Below are 21376 nucleotides of genomic sequence, written 5' to 3' on the forward strand. Positions count from 1 at the left end.
GGGAATGAACGAGAGCAATCAGAATTATACGATACCAACGGCCGGATATGATAAGGAGAGGGAAGCCATTGCGCGGGGAGTGATCCGTACTATAGAATATCCTTCTACAACGGTAGGGAACGCCCGGAAGGCAATGGTATATACACCGCCCGGATATTCCGCCGCCGAGGAATACGGTGTCTTGTATTTGCTGCACGGAATTGGCGGAGATGAGAGCGAATGGTACAATCACGGCAAGCCTCAGATTATCCTGGACAATCTGTATGCCGATCAAATGCTGAAGCCCATGATCGTCGTGCTTCCGAACGGCCGGGCGATGTTGAATGACCGGGCGGAAGGAGATGTTTTTGCTCACGACAAGGTACAGGCGTTCGAAACCTTCGAGTCGGATTTACTCCATGATCTTATCCCTTATATAGAAGCGAATTATTCGGTCCTGACGGACCGGATGCACCGCGCCATTGCCGGATTATCCATGGGCGGAGGGCAATCCCTGAATATCGGTCTGAACAATCTGGACCAGTTCGCCTGGATCGGGGCGTTCTCCCCGGCTCCCAATACGAAGCTGCCCGAGCTGCTGGTGCCGGAACCGCTGAAGACGGCAGAATTGCTCAGCCTGCTCTGGCTATCCTGTGGTGATCTGGACAGTCTCAAGAATGTCAGCGACCGGACGCATGCCTATTTATCGCAGCATTCCGTGCCGCATATCTGGGTGGAAGAACATGGCGACCACGATTGGCCGGTCTGGAAGAACGGCTTGTATCAGTTCTCCAAGCTTATTTTTTAGCTGACCGCTCAAGGATAACCGCTGCTTCAGCCTAGTACGACAAAAAGGGGGCATTCCCGGCTTCGGGACAGCGAATATATGGGTGGACGGAGCTTTAATCTGAACAGCCGATCCGCTTGTTGTGAACTGGACGCTGCCATGCCATGATCTTGTTTAATGAACGATACTGGGATTTGGGTATGTGTTGTAACACCAATTTAAAGCGAGCGTTTCCTTGTTCAATGGGGAAACGGTTGTTTACTATGAGCTGCTAAGAATTCTGAATCTTATTAAAGTGATTTGGATGGAGCTCCAGTTATAACCCCGATCCGCGGCAGCTGTTATGCCTTTGTTATGGGAGCCAAGGGGCCGCTGCTTGAACGGGCAAATCGCTTTGAAGGAGAACACCGATTGCATCATTTGAGTTGATAAAATGTAATAATATTTATCTAATCTTTAGGTTCAGTTTAGAGTGTATAAAGATTGGAACGCTATATTAATACAAATAAGCTGGATAGAGCAGGAGATGGCAGATGAAAAATGTAAATAAATTTCTTACCATAGGTAAAGCAATACTGCTGGTCCTTGCAATCATTTATGTGGGTTCTTTAGTGGATTTTATTTTTAAACCCTTTAAGGCGCTGACGGGTGTAATCCTCATCCCGATGCTGCTAGCCGTTTTTTTCTACTATATCTTGCGGCCTTTAATTCCTCTGCTGGAAAAGTGGAAATTGAAGCGAACACCGGCGATCCTTCTGATTTACCTTTTCTTGTTTATCATTGTAATGGCATTCTTTGGGGGTGTCTGGCCTCCCTTGAAATCGCAATTAATAAATCTGGTGCAAAATGCGCCTCATCTTTTCAATTTATTAAACGATAAAATTGTGGAGTTGGAGAAGACAGGAGTTTTCTCGAAAATTTTCCCCGAAGATTTCAGCCTGCTCTCCCAATTAAATGAATATTTAAACAAGGGGTTCACTTTATTAACCAGTTATGTCACAGGGCTATTTTCAGCGGTCTCCAACTTAGCGATTATACTGTTTACCTTTCCAATATTGTTGTTCTATATGCTTAAGGAGGGCGACAAATTCGGGAAAATCATCGTAAGAGCTGTTCCCAAACGTTTTCGCGGGAAAACCAGTACAATTACAAAAGAAATCGATGCCGCGCTCAGCAGCTATATCGTTAGCAGAGTTATCGTTAATCTGGCGCTGGGTGTCCTGATGTATCTCGGATTCCTTTTGATCGGGTTACCTTATGCTCTTGTATTGACGCTGATTGCTGTCATTATGAACTTTATTCCTTATTTTGGGGCCATCATCTCATCTGTTCCTATTGTGATTGTAGGACTGGTTGAATCTCCTGCTGTGGGATTGTGGGCTTTGGTTATTATCCTGTTGGCACAGCAGGTTCAGGATAACATCATTTCACCGTTGGTCTTTGGCAAAAGCCTTGATATTCATCCCATTACCACAACAGTTCTTGTGCTCGGAGTGGGGAATTTCTTTGGATTCATTGGCATGCTGATCATTATTCCTGTGTATATGGTCATCAAAATTTTATCTAAGCATACGTATCATTTGTTCTTTAAAGAAAAATGGGAGGGACTATAGTTCGTATAAATCGAAGGAGGCGATAGGATGAACAACTTAAATAACGGATATAGAGGTAACATTACGATTTCAAATCGGGCCATATTGAAGATTGCCGGCAAGGCGATTCAGGAAGCGGAAGAAGTGAAGGCGCTTATGGAAGGCAAAACAAAACGCAAAAACAGAGATGACTTCTATAAAGCTATTGACCTCCAGATAAACGGGGGAGAACTGGCGGTTCACATATTTCCGGTTTTTGTGCTCGGAACTCCTCTTCACCAGCTTGCACAGCTTTTGCAGCAAAAAATTAAGAGCAGCCTTGAAATACTGACTGGATTAAAAGTGTCACAAGTGAATGTAACCGTGGTTGGCATTATACCGGAGCCAATTTGAATTTTTCAATAAAACAGCGGCAGTCAAGGACATTATTCTATCGTCCTTGGCTGCCGCTATTTATTTGGCGTTAGACTATTTTTGTAAACTGATCTTAAAGACAGTTGATTCCTTCCCGGGGTTGGCCAGTTCCAAAGTTCCGCCCATTCTTTCCGTATTTTTCAGGGCTATAGCCAAGCCTAAGCCGGTTCCTCCAGATGCCGTTCTGGCTTCATCTCCCCGCACAAAGGGATCGAAAAGGGTGGATCTGAGTTCTTGAGGAATCCCCACACCATTATCGGCAATTTCAATGACCATTCGGGTGGCCTGGGGAATGAGCTCAATCCGAAGATTCGTTCCGGGCGGATTATAAGTCAGAGCATTGGTGATCAGATTATAGACCACTCGTGACAGCAGTTCAGGATCAAAGAGCGCATAAATATCCTGATCGGGTACTTGGAACTGAAGCGTAAACCGCTTTTGTTCGATTTCTCCATACGAATCGGCGATAATTTCCCGCAGGAAGTCGCCAAGCTCGTGATGCCCCATTTTCAACAGGAAATCCGGCGAATCTGTTTTGAGCAGTTCCATCATATTTTGAATTAATTTAGTGACTTGGGAGGACTTATTGTGAATATATGACAGATATTTCCGCTGTCTTTCCACATCCTCGACGCGGCCTTCATACAGGGCTTGCGCATAACCCTGAATGCTGGTAACCGGAGTCTTCAGATCATGAGAGAGGTCCATCATCATCCGCTGCTTGCTTTCTTCCGCCAGCCGCGTAGCCTTGGTAGTTTTCTCAATCATATCTGCCATGTAGTTGAACGTTTCAGCCATTTGCTCGAATTCCTGCTCAGCATGGACAGAGATCCTGGTGCTGTAATTACCTTGGATCATTTCCTTTAATCCTTCGTTAATTGTTTTGAGCGGTTTGAGAATCCGCCGGGCTACAGAATAGCTGTAAACAACAACCAGCACCAGAAGCACCATCGCCCCAATCAAAATATAGAAGGTAACCGAATGGTTAAAATAGGACATAAACGGGTAGCTGTTAATGGAGATGTCAATACGGTCCCGTGGGATTTTCAGCAGCAGCCAGTCTGGCGAACCAGGGCCCGGGTAGCGGGACAATGAATAGTAATAATCCTGACTTCGATCATTCTCAAGCAGTTTATACAATTGTTCCTCTGAGTAGCTAATCATCTGATCCTGTTTATTTCCGATCACTTCTTTGATGAGCTTGCTTCCGTCCAAGATTTCAAGCCAGCCCCGGCTGCGCAGCAATTTCTCGGTTTCCGGTCCGGATTTGGGATTATTCAAATATTGGCTTGCCGTGACCTTTAAATCCGGATCCGCAAGTTGATAATCCTTTAGTTTTTGCGTCACATCCAGTTGTATAAACAAATAGGCGCCAAGCGAAATGACAAGAACAATGACAAGAAACCGTAAAAAGTCAAGGGCTAGCGACGTCTGCAGCGGCCGTTGGTTTCTAGTTCTCCACAGGCGCATTAATTTTGTACCCCAATCCCCGGATGGTTTTCAGATACTCAGGTTTCTTGGAATCCAGCTCAATCTTCTCACGGATGTTGCTGATATGTACCATGATACTGTTGTCCTCATACATATAGAAGTCTTCCCAAACCGCTTCATAAATTCGCTTGCGCGTGAACACCCGCCCCGGTTCCTCCATCATCAGCTTAAGGATTTTATATTCAGTGGAGGTCAATACAACCGGTTCCCCTGAGACATACAGAACACACTCGCTCAGATCTAGTGTCAGTGCTCCAAGTACAATTTTCTCAACCGCCGGCTCCTTCTCCACAGGAGAAACATCAAAATGATGGACTCTCCTCAGCAAAGCATTGACACGGGCAACGACCTCCAGCGGATTAAAGGGCTTAGAGATATAATCATCCGCTCCGAGCTCCAGACCGAGAATTTTGTCATGATGCTGGCTTTTGGCCGATAAGAACAGGACGGGAAAATGATACGCCCGGCGAATACTCTTAAGCAGCTGTAATCCATCCATCCCCGGCATCATAATATCGAGAATAGCTAAATCAATGGTATGCTCCCCAATGATATGTAAAGCGTCCATACCGTTGGTAGCCTTCAAAATATGGTAGTCCTTTTCAAGGTAAAGCTGCAGCAATTCGACGATTTCGAGTTCGTCATCAGCGATCAGTATCGTAAATATAAAAAATCACCCCTACTCAATATAACTCTCTAACCTTTATCCATTCTAAACCAAACCTAAAGATTGGATAAATATTTATGGAATATTGTTTTTAGCTTTTTTTCATTCGTTCGAACGGGGCTTTACAGTTTCTTGCGCTGACTGTATAATTATCTTTAATTGTATACGGAATCAAACGGAGGAGCCTGCCAAAAGCGGGCTCTTTTTGTGTTTTTTTACTGGGAAAATAAGTTAATTATCAATACCTGAGAATTGTACAGAATGAATGGATACAACCGCAATAGCAGAAAACTAGAACATGAATAAAAGAGGAGGAGTGCTGGACCGTGCTGCATCTTGTAATTTTACTTCCATTTGTGCTTGCTGCATTTATTCCGCTTACTAAATATTTGCCGCGTTTTCATGTGGGCTGGATTGTTCTGCCCTTGCCTGCAGCTCTATTTCTCTACTTCCTGACAAGAATCCCAAGTATTCAAGCAGGATCAAATCTAATGACAAGCTTCTCCTGGATGCCTTCACTTGGAGTCGATATTACACTTTACCTGGATGGACTCAGCCTGTTGTTTGTTTTGCTGATTACCGGAATGGGCGCTCTGGTGGTGCTCTATTCGATTTATTATTTGAGTAAGCACAGCGAAGGAATTCGCCCATTCTACATGTACCTGCTGATGTTTATGGGGGCGATGCTGGGTGTTGTGCTGTCAGATAATCTGATGGTTCTATACGGGTTCTGGGAGCTCACCAGTATTTCATCATTCCTGCTGATTGCATTCTGGCACCGCCGGGAAAGGTCGCGCTACGGTGCAATGAAGTCGATGCTCATTACGGTGTTTGGCGGTCTGGCTATGTTTGCCGGATTTAATCTGTTATACGTCATGACTGGAACTTACAGTATCCGGGAAATTGTAGCTGTAGCCGGATCTTTGCCGGGCTATTCCATGTTTATCCCGGCGATGCTGCTGATCCTGCTGGGAGCGTTCACGAAATCAGCGCAATTTCCATTTCATATCTGGCTGCCTGATGCGATGGAAGCACCGACACCGGTCAGCGCCTATCTTCATTCGGCTACGATGGTTAAGGCGGGAATCTATTTGGTTGCACGGCTCACCCCTGTATTTGCAGGTCAATCCGGGTGGTTCTGGCTGGTTTCGCTCACAGGAATGGTGACACTGATCTATGGAGCATTTAAAGCGATTAAGCAAAGCGATCTCAAAGGCTTGCTTGCGTACTCTACCATCAGCCAGCTTGGTCTGATCATGTCTCTGCTGGGAGTTGGTTCGGCGGCTTCCTTTTTTGCCGGGAAGGAAGAAGCTGTTTTCTATACTATGGCTACTACAGCGGCTCTCTTTCATCTCCTGAATCATGCTGTTTTTAAAGGCAGCTTGTTTATGGTTGTCGGAATTATTGACCATGAAACGGGTACCCGGGATCTCCGCAAGCTGGGCGGGCTGATGTCTCTCATGCCCATTACTTTCTCGGTTGCGTTGATCGGCGCATTCTCCATGGCGGGCTTGCCGCCGTTCAGCGGCTTCCTCAGCAAAGAAATGTTCTTTACCGCTATGCTGAATATCCGTGAGTTCGACATACTGAATACTGGCTCCTGGATGGGGATTTTTCCGGTAGCCGCCTGGCTTGCCAGTGTGTTTACCTTTGTGTACAGTATGATTCTCGTCTTTAAGACCTTTGGGGGTAAACTTCAGAAGGCTAAACTGGATAAAATGCCGCATGAAGCGCCGCTCGGCCTTCTGCTGTCACCAGTGATGCTGGTCTCCCTTGCTGTAGTCTTTGCTTTCTTTCCTGAGCTTGTTTCTAATTCGCTGATTATGCCGGCCATGGCGTCGATCCATAACGGGGTATTGGCGCCTGAAGCTACGTTCGAGGTCTCGATTCATTTCTGGCATGGCTGGACACCGGAGATATTTATGACCATAGGTGTTATCGCTGCCGGTGTGCTGTTATACCGAAGCTACAGCCGGTTGCGGGTCTTGGACCGTGGGCCAAGCGGACGGAAAACGCTCAACCATCTCTATGATGGGAGCCTTCAATTGTTGGAGCGGGGCTCAAAACGCCTGACCAATGCTTATATGACCGGCTCCAACCGTCATTATTTGCTGTATATTTTCAGCTTCTTTATTATCGCGTTGCTCGCTGCTCTAATTGGACAACCGGGTATCAGCTTCGGCATGGAGCACTATGCGCCATTGTCCATTTATGAGACAGCGGTAATAGCCGTTATGCTGCTTGCGGCATTCGCGGTGCCTTTTGCCAAATCACGGGTCAGTGCCATTTTATTCACTGGCTGTGTCGGCTATATGGTAACGCTATTGTTCGTCATCTTCCGGGCGCCTGATCTCGCGCTTACGCAAATGATGATAGAGACGGTGTCGGTCATTCTCTTCCTTCTCTGCTTCAGATATCTTCCGAAGCTGAAGAAGGATAAGGAACGCCTGCGGTTTAAGCTGCCGAATTTGATTATCGCCCTTGGTGTTGGTATCACCACAACTTTAATTGCTTTGGCGGCGATGGGTAGCAGTCCCTTTGAACCGATTTCTGAGTTTTTCCTGAAAGAAAGCTACAATTCAGCCGGCGGTAAAAATGTAGTCAACGTCATTCTGGTGGATTTCCGCGGCTTTGATACCTTGTTTGAAATTATGGTGCTCGGTATCGCCTCAATGGCTATCTATGGCTTGATCCATTTAAGAATGGAACCTGGTCAGACTGAATCCGGAAAAGTCCATTCTGGAAACTCAGCCTTGCGGCTGCGGAGTAATGATGTGATCCTGCAGACCATGTCCAAGGGAATTGTCCTCATTATACTTACGTTCTCCTTGTACTTATTCTTTGCGGGCCACAACCATCCGGGTGGAGGTTTTATTGGAGCGCTGATGACTTCCGCCGCGCTTGTTCTGATGGCTGTCGCTTTTGGCATGGATACGGTCCGTAAGGTTCTTCCGGTGAACTACCGCTTGATTACGGGAGCCGGATTGCTGATCGCGATTGTTACGGCATCGGGTTCCTTCATATTTAATGCACCGTTTCTCAGTCATGCCTTTGGTCATTTTCAATTGCCTATACTCGGGGATACAGAGCTTGCGACAGCGGTTCTGTTTGACCTGGGCGTGTATTTGGCCGTAGTGGGTGTAACCATGAACATCATATTATCGATCGGGGGGATAAACAATGGAACTCATAATGGCGGTGGCTGTAGGGATTTTATTTACAATTGGTGTCTATCTGATTCTGTCCAAAAGTCTGCTGCGCATTGTGCTGGGAACTTCCCTGCTGACACATGGTGTCCATCTGCTGCTCCTCACGATGGCCGGACTCAAAAAAGGCGCTGCACCGGTGCTGGGAGACAATGCGGAGACTTATGTCGATCCCCTGCCGCAGGCGCTGATCTTAACCTCCATTGTGATCAGCTTTGGAGTTACTGCTTTCTATTTTGTTCTGGCCTACCGTTCCTACCAGACACTGGGTACGGATGAAATCGATAGTATCAAGGAGGAGAAAGAATGAGCAATCTGTTGGTGCTGCCGATTCTGATCCCCCTGTGTACAGCTGTGATCCTGATCTTCCTGAAAGAAAGAATCCGGCTCCAGCGCTGGATCAGCTCCGCCAGCGGATTACTGAATATCGGCATTGCTGCTGTCCTGGTCTCACGCGTTCACGATAAGGGTATACAAACCCTGCAGATGGGGGGATGGTCCCCGCCTTACAGCATTGTGTTCGTTGGCGATATGTTAGCGTCATTGCTGCTGCTGACGGCTTCGCTGGTCAGCTTTGCCATATTGCTCTACTCCTTCCGCAGTATAGGTGAGGAGCGGGAGCGCTTTTACTACTATAGCTTTTTTCATTTCTTGCTCGTAGGGGTATACGGTTCCTTCCTTACAGGGGACATCTTTAATCTGTTCGTCTTCTTCGAGGTGATGCTCATTTCTTCCTATGCGCTTATTTCTATTGGCGGGACGAAGCTCCAGCTCCGGGAGACGTCCAAATATTTGCTGATAAATATCGTATCCTCCACATTGTTCGTGGCGGCGGTAGCTTATCTCTATGCAGCAGTGGGCACGCTCAACATGGCCCATTTGTCCCTGCGTATTGCCGAAGCGGGGCAAGGCGGCTTACTTAATGTAATAGCCATTTTGTTCCTGATCGTATTTTCTTTAAAGGCCGGACTCTTGCTGTTTTATTGGCTGCCTGGATCGTACAGTGCACCTCCGGTGGCGGTCAGGGCTTTGTTTGGCGCATTGTTGACTAAAGTGGGCTTGTATGCAATTATTCGTACATTTACCCTCCTGTTCGTAAACGATCCGGGCTTCACCCAGCCTTGGATAGCCTGGATGGCGGCGGCTACAATGATTCTGGGCGGATTGGGAGCTGTAGCCTATCAGGATATTCCCCGTATTCTTAATTACAATGTCATCATCAGCGTTGGTTTTGTCGCCTTTGGCCTGGCAGTTGGGACACCTGACTCTCTGAACGGGGCGGTATTCTATTTGCTGCATGATATGTTGGCGAAAGCACTGATGTTTATTCTCGGAGGAATGATCATCTCTGCCGCAGGAACGGAACACTTGAAGAACATGGGGGGGATGATCAGAAAGTACCCCTTGATCGGCTGGATGTTTTTTATACTGGCGCTTGCTCTTGTGGGAATTCCTCCGCTCAGCGGTTTTGCCGGCAAGGTTCTGATGATTCGCGGAGGGTTGGATACCGGCATGTTGACCTTGTCTCTGATTGGTCTGGCGTCAAGCTTTCTTGTACTGTATTCCTTGATGAAGGTGTTCAGACTGGCATTTTGGGGAAATGAACCGGAGAAGGAATTACCAAAGGCCAACTTAAAAAGTGCTTCGGCTGTTGCTGCCGGACTGCTTGTTCTTGTTATTGCAATGGGTATTGGGGCGGAGTGGGTATACAACTATGTATCGCAGGCCGGAGATATCTTGGTCTCACCCGGGCTTTATATTGAAGCTGTAATGAAGGAGTAGAGGAGATGACTTTGCAAATACTGTTCAACCTGATGATTGCTTTCATGTGGATGCTGCTGAATAACAACAGTTCGGGCTCAAGCTTTATCGTGGGGTATGTGCTTGGAGTGTTCATTCTGCTGATCCTGCGGAAATCCTGGACACAGCCCTTCTATCTCAAACGAGTATGGGCAATGCTGAAGCTGCTGCTGATATTTATCCGCGAGCTGCTGGTATCGAGCTTTGTGGTGATCGGTCATATCGTTCGTCCAAAGCTGGCTATACGTCCCGGTATTTTTGCTTATGAGACTGCCTTAACATCCGCGTGGGAAGTCACTTTATTATCTTGTTTGATTTGCCTGACACCGGGAACACTGACACTTGATGTTTCGGGAGATGGAAAGATCCTGTACATCCATGCCATTGATATTGAAGATGCACAGCTGCTTACCGAGCAGATCAGAGGTACTTTTGAGCAAGCCATTATGGAGGTGACCCGCTGATGAGTCTGACTTTGTTAACCGCAGCGCTGATTATATTATCGGTGGCTATGCTGGCCTGTCTGTACCGTCTGCTTAAAGGACCGACCCGTTCTGACCGGGTTGCTGCACTGGATACGATAGGCATCCATGTGCTGGCCATGATTGCGGTAGTCTCTATGCTGCTGAATACACAGGATTTTCTTGAGATTATTCTGGTGATAGGCATTCTTACTTTTATAGGAACGACGGCGCTGGCCAGATATATTGAACGGGGCATTGTATTTGAAGAGGGAGGTGATAGGCATGACCGGTGAGTTGTTCAGTTCGATTCTGGTGCTGCTTGGCGCTGTATTCTGCGGTCTGAGCGCATTCGGTTTGGTCCGGCTGCCCGATGTGTACCTGCGTTCACACGCCGCTACCAAAAGCGCAACACTTGGGGTGCTCTGTGTGCTGAACGGAGCGTTTGTCTACTTCCTGTTTCACGATGGAACGGTTAGCTATAAGCTGCTGCTTGCTATCGTCTTTGTATTCATTACCTCTCCGGTAGCAGGCCATTTAAACGGCAGATCAGCCTACCGGTCGGGAGTCCCGTTATGGGAAGGCAGCATTCAGGATGACCTGAAGCCCTCCATGGAAGAGGATCAGGCGCTGTCTGTAGAACAAGATCGCTGACAGGAGCAGGCGAGCTGTGGAAGAGCAGCTCCACAATTCGCCGCTTCCGGCTGCGTTGTTCCGCAGACAACCCCGCAGATTACACCACACCCTGTTTAGATTTCATACATTTCAGATTATATGTGCGGCCATAGGCGTTAGCGTATTTGACGATCCGTTTAATCATGCTTTTGTCCTTCAGCTTGGTAAACGGACAAGGATCGGGGGAAGTATTCACTTCCAGAATCCAGGGCTTGAGGCGCTGGTCCAAGGCAATGTCCACGCCAATTTCCTGGAGGGCGGGAAAGGTTGTGCTTAGCTGCTTGGCGGACTTCACACCCATTTCCTTCAGGGCCGAGATCAATGCTTTACGCTTCTCCAGGCTGGTGTAGGCGTTCAACAATACTTCAACCGGATAAATCGTCCCCCCCTGGCTCCCGTTTGTAACAACCTTGCGGGGATGCGCCACGCGTCCTGCAACCCCCGTAGCTTCCCATCCACCCTTAAGATTTCGCTGCACCATCACCCGGATATCGAAGGGGCGGCCTTCATAAACCAAAAGCCGGATCCCTTTCTGCACTAAATAGGACTTCCCCTGGGTCTCCTTTAAGATTGCGCGATAAGCTGTTTCGTAATCCGGGAAGCTGCGTACACGTATACCCGCCTGATAGCTGTATTGAATCCGTTCCTTCCGGGCGGTCTTTTCCATCCGCATCACACCTTTCCCAAAGGATCCACAGCATGGCTTAATGTAGACCATATTATATTTTTGCAGCATCTCATGCAGTGTGCTTTGATCCATTTTTCTCGTTACCGGGATGTATGTCCTTAATTCTTGGCTTCGAGCCATCACCTTTGTCTTCGTCAGCTTATTGGATATATGCCTTATTTGCTTCTTCATCTTGTCCCTCCGTCTCTATAGTTCCATAGGCTATATTACGGAAATGTTCAGTTTTTGATTGGGCATCTACACAGCAATAGAACACACCCGGAGAATTCTACATAAGATTATTGCAGGTGTTTATCTAATGAGGCTGCAGCATGCGGCCAATAGGAGGCGGCGAAGATGCTGCTCGGCAATTTGCAGGATAAGGTGCTAGAAGTCACTGGGGTTTTTCCTTGGTACAAGAGTCTGCTCGGTGGGGAGAAGACGAGTTATAGCCTACAGAACCTTCCGCTTATGACGTCGGAGATTCTGGATACCCATTATTATACCCAAGATAGTGACCCTACTCTGGCCGTATACCGGACCTCGGGCACAAGCACGGGCCGCCGAAAAGCGATATTCTACTCAGAGGAAGACGATAAAAACTACATTGATATCAAAACAAAGCTGTTCGGTGAGCTGCTTGCGGGAAGCGGCTGTACAAGAGCTTTGGCGGACATGGGTACGGGACATGCAGCGAACACGGCCCTGTCCATATTTGAGCGGCTTGGACTCGAAAAGAGTTCAATACCCTTTGAGCTTCCCATCGAACAGCACATTGAACGGCTGCAAGCCTTTAAGCCTGAGCTGCTGTATACGATGCCTTCCATCCTTGACCATATCGTATATGCCGCCGGAAATCCGCGTGACTTCGGCATCCGCAAGATTATTCTGGTCGGGGAAATCGCCACACTGGGATGGCAGCGGAATATGGCGCGCCTGTTCGGTCTTGATCCAAGGGACATCGTCGATACTTATGGCTCCATTGAAATGGGCACGATTGCTTATTACTCTCATGAGCTAGGCAGGTACATCCTTGCCGACGGGATTTTTGCGGAAGGGCTCGGGACGGAGGCGTTAGGCGGGGGGTTAAGGCCGCTGGGTAAAAATGAAAGTATTCTGGTTCTTACTTCAACCGTCCGCAAGATGATGCCAGCCATTCGTTTTGTTACCTATGATGTGGTACGGGATTTCAGACCTGTGATGATAGGCGGTGTGGAAAAGCAGAGCTTTGCCTCAATCGTCAAACGGGTGGGCCGGGAACTGAAGCATGGAGAAAAAATTAGCCTGTACGATATCGAACAAGTTGTATACCGTCATATAGAAGATGCGATCATCCGGGTGAAGGTAAGGAACAATGCCCTGACCATTTATATCAAAAGTAAATCTGCACTTAACTCCACGGCTCCGGCAATCAGGGAGGAAATCAGGGAGTGCATTCCGGAAATCGGCATGATGATTCGAAATCATCTGCTTGACGATATTGAAGTCTTTATAGTGGCCAATGGCGAGACGCTGGAGAGCGGGCAGGTAAAGAACAAAAAGCTATATTACCAGAAAGATAAAGACAGGGCAGAGATGAACTTGAGTGGCGGCATACTGTCGACCATCGGAAATACGCCCTTAATCAAGCTGAGCAACCTGTTCCAGAACAGCGGGTTTGAGGTCTACGCCAAAATGGAGCTGCTGAATCCGGGCGGAAGTGCGAAAGACCGTCCTGCCCTGCGGATGATCCAGGAAGCTTGGAAGGAAGGTAGAATCAGGCCTGGAACTGTCATTATTGAATCGAGTTCGGGGAATATGGCGATTAGCCTGGCGATGATTTGCAAATATTTGGGGCTGCGGTTTATCAGCGTTATCGACCCCCGAACAACCGAAACTAATATTCAGATCCTGAAGGCTTTGGATGCAAAAATCGACTATGTCGCGGAGCCAGACCCGGAAACAGGCGAGTTTCTGCCTGCGAGGCTCACACGCGTACAGCAGTTATTGGCGGAGATACCCGGCAGCTTTTGGCCGAATCAGTATGGAAACGCAAATAATTATCTGGCCCACTACCATACGACCATGAAAGAGATCGTGACCGAACTTGGCCGGGTGGATTATTTGTTTTGCAGTGTCAGTACATGCGGCACGATCAGGGGGCTGGCGGAATACGCAAGGGATCATGGGCTAAAGACCAAGATCGTGGCTGTCGACGCGCAGGGCAGCGTTATTTTTGGCGGAAATAAGGGCAGCCGGCGTTTCCCCGGACTGGGTGCCGGCATTGTGCCGCCTTTCTGCAGAAAAGACCTAATCGACCATATCGTGTATGTTTCGGACTGGGAGATCGTAAAAGGCTGCCGGGCGCTCTCGCAGAATGAATCGATCCTGGCCGGTGCATCCTCCGGAGGGATTATTGCCGCCGTCAAGCGTATGGAGCAAGAAATAACTCCGGGATCTCACTGCGCGGTCATTCTGCATGACAAGGGAGAACGTTACCTCGATACCGTATATTCGGACTCATGGATTCAGAACCAGTTCGGCCGGGATCTCTCGTCTGAAGACGGAGATGTCCCTACCTAATAGCCAAAGGAGGGAGTGGCATGCTGTACTTAAATGACCAGGATATCCAGGCGATAGGCCTTGAGTGGCCTGACCTTGTGGAGTCTGCAGAATCTGCGGTGCGCATTCTTGATTCCGGTGATTACGCACAGCCAGTTAAGCCTTATCTAAGGTATAACCATCCTCAAAACCGGATTATTGCAATGCCCGCGTATGTAGGGGGAGACGTGAATGCAGCAGGGATCAAGTGGATTTCCAGCTTCCCGGATAATATCGGGGCCGGTCTTCCCCGCGCACATAGCGTTATCATATTGAATGATCCCCATACGGGCCAGCCTTCAGCCGTTCTGAACTCGCCGCTGCCCAGCATCGTCAGGACAGCTTCGATCAGCGGGCTGATGATCCGTCACTTTATGCAGGCGCGGCCGCTGGAAAAGATTCAGCTCGGCATTATCGGCTGGGGGCCGATTGGGCAGCATCATTTTCAAATGGCAATGGCTCTGTACGGTGATCGAATTGAACGTATCCGCATCTTCGATCTAAGGGGAGCCGATCTGTCAGGAATTCAGTCCTGTTACAGGGACAGGATTGAAGTGGCAGAGACCTGGGCGGACGTCTATCTGAAGTCTAATATCTTCATCACATGTACCGTATCCGATCACCGGTATATCGATCTTCCCCCTGCAAAAGGTTGTCTTCTGCTGAATGTTTCTCTGCGTGATTATAAGCCGGAGGCGTTAGCTTCGGTGAAAGCTGTCATTGTCGACGATTGGGATGAAGTGTGCCGCGAGAATACAGACATCGAGCGGCTCCATCTGGAACAGGGGCTGACCCGTACCGGCACCCGTAAGATTAGCGACGTCGTCTGCCGAAGCGGCCTGACTGAATTCGCCGAAGATGAGCCGGTCTTTTTCTGCCCGATGGGGATGGCTGTCTTCGATATTGCAACAGCGGTATATTATGTAAAGAAGGCCAGGAAAAAAGGGATTGGGAGCGAGCTTGAGTAAGATGGGAGCAATTTGCTCTGCGCAAGGATCGTGTAATACAGCTTTTCACCGCTCGATATATGATGAGGTAGATCTAACACAAACAGCGCGAGCCAATGGATACTGGCACGCGCTGTTTGTGTTCTATTCCATTCTGTAAATTATCTTGCCACCGTAATAATATAGTTAACTTCTTTTTGAGGAAAGTTTTGTGAAATAGATATATTACCATTTACATTAATTTCTCGAATTGCTGGATAAACTGGACGACTATAAGAGTCGCTAGCAAAGCCTCCATAACTAGCCCCAAAAGAAACAAGTGGATGAATGTCAGCCTTACCCTTAGGAATACTTTCACCGGTTATGTTTGTTGCATTTATGGTGAGCTGAAATGTGTTATTGCTTTTATAAGTTATTGCATAGTCATTGATTCTCAGGTTTTTTATCCATCACAACAGTTTGTCCATCCATTTGAGTATTCTTTGAATTTCGGAAAATACAAACAATATAAGTTGAACTAAAGAACACCTAGAGGCAAAAGCAGCGGAGGGGAAGTTTGGAACTGTAGGAGCGCTAGCGACCGCCTTTGTCTACGGATTTCTACCGCTAAGAGCGGTATTGATCAAGAAATCTGTAGACAACAGCGGCCGGAAGTCCAAACATTCACCGCAGTTGCGTTCTATGCCGGCTCGGTAATTCTACCCCATGAAAGCAGAACTATACTTTCTTCAGCTAGCCGATTATACTGAATTATAAAATTCACAATCTGAAATAGTTGAAAGGTGCTGCCCATGTTATCGTTTTTGCTTACGCTTAAGCGTCTGGTGACCGGCTTATGGCGGGCGCTCAAACTTAAGAATTTTCAGGCATTGCTCGTATTGGTGGTCATCACGCTGACGTCCGGAACTATTTTTTATGTCAAAGAGGAAGGACTTTCTGTAATTGACGCGATCTATTTTTGCGTAGCCACGCTTAGTACAATCGGACATCCTACCTTTGTTCCGCAAACCACTTTAGGGAAAACTTTTACTATTGTCTACATCATCGTTGGCACCGGGTTATTCCTGGGGATGATCGGCTATATCGCTTACTTCTTGATCAAACAAACAGACAAGGAAAGTGATTGATCCGCAGCAAATAGAACAGAATAATTTCTTCTTAATTTATGAACTGTATGTGACGATAATAATTAAAAACATTCACATTTAGGAGATGCATCATGGATAATTTGACCGCACTTGTATTGGCTGCACCAATGATTAAGCAAATTCACGCACAGGATATTATGATTGGGATTACGGATAAGGAGATCTTTCATTACTACGCACCCAGCAAGGTACTTGATTTTGGCCTGACCAAGGGAAGTCCTGTTCCAGAGGATGACCCGTCGCTTGGAAACGCACTTGCAGGACGTGCTACGACGAATCGTCTGTCTGCCGAGCTGTACGGTGCGACTGTAATCTCCTCGGCAGTGCCGATTTACGGAGATGAAGGGGAGATTATCGGGGCATTTGCGATTGCTTATACGCTTGAGAACGAAGACAAAATGGAACAGCTGACTGATAGTATCAACCAGATCAGTGGCCAATTGATGGATATGGTCCAGAACGTTGCCGCACAGTCCGAGGAGCTGTCAGCTACGACGGCCCAAATTCTGGAGAATTCGCGCAAGACGGTTGAGGAGTCAAAGCAGGTGAACAAGGTGGCCGGCTTTATCCGTGAAATCTCGGAACAGACGAATCTGCTTGGCCTGAACGCAGCGATTGAAGCGGCCCGCGTGGGGGAGCAGGGTGCAGGTTTCGGTGTAGTAGCTACCGAAGTGCGCAAGCTTTCCGTCAACACAAAGGAAGCGACGAAGACGATCGAAGATTCACTCAGCACCGTGCAGCATTCCATTCTGCAGATGGAACAGGAAATTGAAGCCATTGCGGATTCTTCCTCTGCACAGGCCGAATTGGTCACCCAGTTCAGCGAGCTTATTGAGCGCCTGAATGAGACCAGCAGTGAGATGGAAAAGTTCATTTCATCCATTCTTCAATAAAATTGGTGATAAAACTCCGCAAATGAGGACACTTATTTGCGGGGTTTTTTGCTATGAAGAAGCCCAAATGCGGTCTCTCCTGTTCAGGCAGGAGGTATTATTGACAATTACTTGTTAATAAATGGCCTATCTAGTTTAAGTAAGTGACATAGCTGTATTTCATGGTGGCATGCACGCTGTGTTGCATCATGATGAAATAGAGGCATTTTCAGGTTTGACAACCTGTATATACAGGTGTACAATCCATCTTGTATATACAGGTTAAAGAGAAGTGAGCTAAACCTATAATGGGTGGAAAATGCTACATACAACTAGGAGGGACAAATAAATGGCAAATACACCTGAACAACAATGGTGGCAGAAATCAACGGTGTATCAGGTCTATCCGAAAAGCTTCAAGGATACGACCGGGAGCGGAACAGGTGATATAAAAGGTTTGACCCGGAAGCTGGATTATTTGCAGGACCTGGGCATTGATATCGTTTGGCTGCAGCCGGTTTATGTATCCCCGCAAAATGATAACGGTTACGATGTCGCGAATTACCGGCAGATTGACCCGACTTTCGGAACGATGGAGGACTTCGATGAGCTGATGCATGAGCTTAATAAGCGCGGCATGCATCTGATGACGGATATTGTGGTCAACCATTCCTCAACAGAGCATCCCTGGTTTCAGGAAGCCCGCAAATCGAAGGACAATGCTTACCGCAATTATTATATCTGGAAAGATGCAGCACCGGACGGCGGTCCTCCCAACAACTGGCAGTCCAAGTTTGGCGGACCTGCATGGCAGTGGGAAGAGACAACGGGCCAGTATTTTTTGACACTGTTTGATAAGACACAGGCCGATCTGAACTGGGAGAACGAGCAAGTGCGGCAGGAAGTGGCCGACCTGATGATTTTTTGGGCGGAGAAGGGAGTCAGGGGATTCCGTATGGATGTTATCAACCTGATCTCCAAGGATCAGGGGTTTCCGGAGGATGACGGAAGTATTTCACCCGGTGACGGACGGCGTTACTATACGGACGGGCCGCGGGTGCATGAATACATCAAGGAGCTGTATGCCAAGGTCTTTGGTCCATACAATCTTGTAACTGTAGGAGAGATGTCTTCAACTACACTGGAGCACTGTATCCGCTATTCTAATCCGGAGGAGAAGGAATTCTCCATGACCTTTAACTTCCACCATCTGAAAGTGGACTACCGGAACGGGCAGAAGTGGGAACTGAAGCCTTACGATTTCGAGGAATTGAAGCAATTGTTCACGAAATGGCAGTCCGGCATGCAGCGGGGAGGGGGCTGGAACGCGCTCTTCTGGAACAACCATGATCAGCCGCGGGCTTTGTCCCGGTTTGCGGACGACGGAATCTACCGGGTGGAGAGTGCCAAGATGCTGGCGACGACGCTCCACGGGCTGCAGGGTACACCCTATGTGTACCAGGGTGAGGAGATCGGAATGGCAAATCCGAAATGGCTGGACATAAGTGAGTTCAATGATATCGAATCCACCAATATGTTCAAGATCCTGCAGGAAAGAGGCCTGTCCGCGGATGAAGCACTTGCCATCATCCGGGAACGCTCCCGCGATAATTCACGGACACCGATGCAGTGGGATGAGACAACGAATGCCGGATTTACCAGCGGGACCCCATGGCTGAAGGTGGATGAGAGTTACAAGGAGATCAACGTTAGCGCACAGCTTGGAGATCCGGCTTCTATCCTGGCTCATTACCGTAAGCTGATCCGTCTGCGCAAGCAGGAAGAAGTGCTTACCAACGGACGTTATGTCCGGCTTGATGAGGCCCATCCTCAGATTTATGCCTATGCCCGGATTAACGAAACCGAAATACTGGTCGTCGTATCCAATTTCAGCGGTGAACATGTTGTATTTACTGCTGCCGAAGTGTTCTGGGAGACGGTCAAGGGCAAGGAAGCAGAGCTGCTGGTCGGTAATACCCCGCAGACCCCGGTATGGGGCCAGACGGTTGAGCTATCACCTTATGCATCCTACATGTGGATTATCCGATAACAGCACGAATATAACCTAACTAAATTAAGGAGTGAGAACATGGCGATTAACCGGCAAAACGTGGAGCAGATCGTACAGGCTATCGGCGGGAAAGACAATATCGAAGCAGCCACGCACTGTGTCACAAGGCTGAGATTTGCCCTGAAAGACGAGGGCAAGGTTGATACCTCTGCGCTGGAGCGGAATGATCTGGTGAAAGGGCATTTTTCTTCCCAAGGCCAATTTCAAGTGATTATCGGTCCGGGACTGGTGGACAAAGTATATGAAGAAATGATCGGCATTACCGGCGGAGCCCGTTCTTCGAAAGACGAGGTGAAGACGGCGGCCAGCAAACACCAGAATCCGCTGCAGCAGGCAATCAAGACACTGGCGGATATCTTTATTCCGATCCTCCCGGCCATTGTGATGGCAGGTCTGCTGCTTGGGATCAACAACATTTTGACGGGTCCCGGCATCTTTTTCGACGCACGTTCCCTGGTGGATGTGTATCCGCAGTGGAAGGACATCGCTTCGATTATCAATACGATTGCCAGTACGGCCTTTACCTTCCTGCCCGCACTTATTGGATGGTCGGCAGTAACCCGGTTCGGCGGCAGTCCGCTGCTGGGGATTGTGCTTGGTCTTATCCTGGTTCATCCTGATCTGCTCAGTGCATACGGATATGCGGATGCCAAGCTGGAAGGTACGGTTCCGGTCTGGAATTTATTCGGCTGGGAAGTTAACAAGATCGGCTACCAGGGACAGGTGCTCCCGGTGCTGGTCTCCGCTTATCTGCTCGCCCGGCTGGAGCGCTGGCTTAACAAGCGGGTGCATGATTCCATCAAGCTGCTGGTCGTTGCACCGGTAGCGCTGCTGGTTACAGGATTTCTGGCGTTTACGGTTATCGGTCCGGTTACATTCATGATTGCCAACGCCATTACAACGGGGCTGGTCAACATCTTTGGCTCCTTCCCGGCGCTGGGAGGACTCATTTATGGGGGGCTGTACGCACTGCTGGTTATTACCGGCATGCACCATACGTTCCTTGCTGTTGATATTCAGCTGATCGGTTCCGAAGGAGGAACCTTCCTCTGGCCGATGCTGGCGTTGTCCAACATTGCACAGGGTGCAGCCGCACTTGGCATGCTGTTCGTGGCCAAGCAGGAGAAGACGAAAGGTCTGGCCGTGACCTCTTCCATTTCTGCCTTCCTGGGGGTTACAGAACCGGCGATCTTCGGGGTTAACATCCGTTATAAGTATCCGTTTATCTTCGGGATGATCGGTTCGGGTCTGGCGAGCATACTGCTGGCGCTCAACAATGTACTGGCATCCTCCATCGGGGTCGGCGGGATTCCCGGCTTCCTGTCTATCTTCCCGAAACAGTGGGGAATCTTCTTTGTCGGCATGGCCATCGTATTAATCATTCCGTTCGGAGCTACCGTATTGTTCGGCAAGATCCGCGCCCGGGGAGGAGAAGAACCGGATAATAACGCAAAGGCGGATAACGTCCAGGCCACAACTCCGGTTTCCCTTCCTCCGATGATTCAAGAGAAGGATGGTACCAAGGAATCAGCAGCGAATGTTCTGGAAATCTTCTCGCCGGTGAGAGGACAGATTGTACCGCTGGAAGAAGTGCCGGACCCGGCCTTCGCCGAGCGGCAAATGGGTAAAGGAGTGGCGGTAAATCCGTCCGAAGGAAAAGTGTATGCTCCATTTGACGCTACGGTCGCCCATGTCATCAAGAGCAAGCACGCGATGATTCTGGAGCATGCTACGGGAGTGCAGATTCTGATTCATATCGGCATCAATACCGTTTCGATGAAAGGCAGAGGTTTTACGGCTCATGCCGCCACTGGAGATCAAGTCAAGGCGGGTCAGCTGCTGCTTGAATTCGACCGGGATGTTATTACCGCAGCAGGATACCCGCTGACTTCACCGGTTATCGTGCCTGACGGGCAGGATACCATCGAACGGGTGGAGGAGCTGATCCCTAGTTCAAATCCTGTTCAGGGGCAGGCGGTTCCTGTTCTAAAGATCTATCTTAAAGGTTAACAATCGTGG

At 48.5% G+C, this 21376-nt stretch carries 17 protein-coding genes and 1 pseudogene; 15 read left to right on the forward strand and 3 right to left on the reverse strand.

Annotated features, from left to right (window positions below; genetic code table 11):
• The first annotated feature begins 4 nt into the window (after window positions 1–4).
• The 3 genes from H70357_RS13070 to H70357_RS13080 all read left to right on the forward strand — a co-directional run bounded on the left by H70357_RS13070 (window position 5) and on the right by H70357_RS13080 (window position 2751).
• Complete coding sequence (locus H70357_RS13070) at window positions 5–787, forward strand: alpha/beta hydrolase (RefSeq protein ID WP_038589907.1); 783 nt, start codon at window positions 5–7, stop codon at window positions 785–787.
• Between the two features lie 512 nt (window positions 788–1299).
• Complete coding sequence (locus H70357_RS13075) at window positions 1300–2379, forward strand: AI-2E family transporter (protein ID WP_038589910.1); 1080 nt, start codon at window positions 1300–1302, stop codon at window positions 2377–2379.
• 27 nt (window positions 2380–2406) lie between these two features.
• Entirely contained in the window at window positions 2407–2751 is a 345-nt protein-coding gene (locus H70357_RS13080) for an Asp23/Gls24 family envelope stress response protein (RefSeq protein WP_038589913.1), read from the forward strand.
• Window positions 2752–2826: 75 nt separating this feature from the next.
• Here H70357_RS13080 and H70357_RS13085 read toward each other — a convergent pair whose 3' ends face one another.
• Together H70357_RS13085 and H70357_RS13090 are read right to left on the reverse strand one after the other, a co-directional pair.
• Complete coding sequence (locus H70357_RS13085; protein ID WP_038589916.1) at window positions 2827–4242, reverse strand: sensor histidine kinase; 1416 nt, start codon at window positions 4240–4242, stop codon at window positions 2827–2829.
• Window positions 4223–4930, reverse strand: a complete 708-nt coding sequence (locus H70357_RS13090; protein ID WP_038589919.1) for a response regulator transcription factor — start codon at window positions 4928–4930, stop codon at window positions 4223–4225. The genes H70357_RS13085 and H70357_RS13090 overlap by 20 nt, the downstream gene beginning before the upstream one ends.
• Window positions 4931–5256: 326 nt before the next feature.
• Here H70357_RS13090 and H70357_RS13095 point away from each other — a divergent pair.
• The 6 genes and pseudogenes from H70357_RS13095 to mnhG all read left to right on the forward strand — a co-directional run.
• A pseudogene (locus H70357_RS13095) lies at window positions 5257–8103 on the forward strand (Na+/H+ antiporter subunit A); the annotation flags it as partial.
• A 7-nt stretch (window positions 8104–8110) separates the two neighbouring features.
• A complete protein-coding gene (locus H70357_RS35275) occupies window positions 8111–8446 on the forward strand; it encodes a Na(+)/H(+) antiporter subunit C (protein ID WP_081966165.1) in 336 nt (111 codons plus the stop codon).
• Window positions 8443–9918: a Na+/H+ antiporter subunit D gene (locus H70357_RS13100; RefSeq protein WP_038589922.1), complete on the forward strand. Its 1476-nt coding sequence runs from the start codon at window positions 8443–8445 to the stop codon at window positions 9916–9918. Before H70357_RS35275 ends, H70357_RS13100 begins: the two co-directional genes overlap by 4 nt.
• A 5-nt stretch (window positions 9919–9923) precedes the next feature.
• Window positions 9924–10400 (forward strand): Na+/H+ antiporter subunit E, encoded by a 477-nt coding sequence (locus tag H70357_RS13105; RefSeq protein ID WP_038589925.1) that lies wholly within the window; start codon window positions 9924–9926, stop codon window positions 10398–10400.
• A complete protein-coding gene (locus H70357_RS13110; protein WP_038589927.1) occupies window positions 10400–10693 on the forward strand; it encodes a Na(+)/H(+) antiporter subunit F1 in 294 nt (97 codons plus the stop codon). Before H70357_RS13105 ends, H70357_RS13110 begins: the two co-directional genes overlap by 1 nt.
• Window positions 10683–11051 carry a monovalent cation/H(+) antiporter subunit G gene (mnhG, locus tag H70357_RS13115; protein WP_038589930.1) on the forward strand — a complete coding sequence of 123 codons (369 nt, stop codon included), beginning with the start codon at window positions 10683–10685 and terminating at the stop codon, window positions 11049–11051. The genes H70357_RS13110 and mnhG overlap by 11 nt, the downstream gene beginning before the upstream one ends.
• 79 nt (window positions 11052–11130) lie before the next feature.
• Here mnhG and H70357_RS13120 read toward each other — a convergent pair whose 3' ends face one another.
• A complete protein-coding gene (locus H70357_RS13120) occupies window positions 11131–11931 on the reverse strand; it encodes a YheC/YheD family protein (protein WP_038589933.1) in 801 nt (266 codons plus the stop codon).
• A gap of 165 nt (window positions 11932–12096) precedes the next feature.
• Between H70357_RS13120 and sbnA the strand changes: the two genes are divergently transcribed.
• From sbnA to treP, 6 genes are all read left to right on the forward strand, one after another.
• The gene (sbnA, locus tag H70357_RS36960; RefSeq protein ID WP_331281760.1) at window positions 12097–14301 is read left to right on the forward strand and encodes a 2,3-diaminopropionate biosynthesis protein SbnA; all 2205 of its coding nucleotides are present in this window, start codon (window positions 12097–12099) and stop codon (window positions 14299–14301) included.
• A gap of 20 nt (window positions 14302–14321) precedes the next feature.
• On the forward strand, window positions 14322–15287 hold the full coding sequence (locus H70357_RS13135; RefSeq protein WP_038589936.1) for an ornithine cyclodeaminase: 966 nt from the start codon (window positions 14322–14324) through the stop codon (window positions 15285–15287).
• 770 nt (window positions 15288–16057) lie between these two features.
• A complete protein-coding gene (locus H70357_RS13140) occupies window positions 16058–16393 on the forward strand; it encodes a potassium channel family protein (RefSeq protein ID WP_038589938.1) in 336 nt (111 codons plus the stop codon).
• A gap of 92 nt (window positions 16394–16485) precedes the next feature.
• Complete coding sequence (locus H70357_RS13145) at window positions 16486–17307, forward strand: methyl-accepting chemotaxis protein (RefSeq protein WP_038589941.1); 822 nt, start codon at window positions 16486–16488, stop codon at window positions 17305–17307.
• A gap of 328 nt (window positions 17308–17635) precedes the next feature.
• On the forward strand, window positions 17636–19336 hold the full coding sequence (treC, locus tag H70357_RS13150) for an alpha,alpha-phosphotrehalase (protein ID WP_038589944.1): 1701 nt from the start codon (window positions 17636–17638) through the stop codon (window positions 19334–19336).
• A gap of 39 nt (window positions 19337–19375) precedes the next feature.
• Complete coding sequence (treP, locus tag H70357_RS13155; RefSeq protein ID WP_038589946.1) at window positions 19376–21367, forward strand: PTS system trehalose-specific EIIBC component; 1992 nt, start codon at window positions 19376–19378, stop codon at window positions 21365–21367.
• Window positions 21368–21376 lie beyond the last annotated feature (9 nt).

The sequence above is a fragment of the Paenibacillus sp. FSL H7-0357 genome, assembly GCF_000758525.1.
Taxonomy (GTDB): Bacteria; Bacillota; Bacilli; order Paenibacillales; family Paenibacillaceae; genus Paenibacillus_AQ.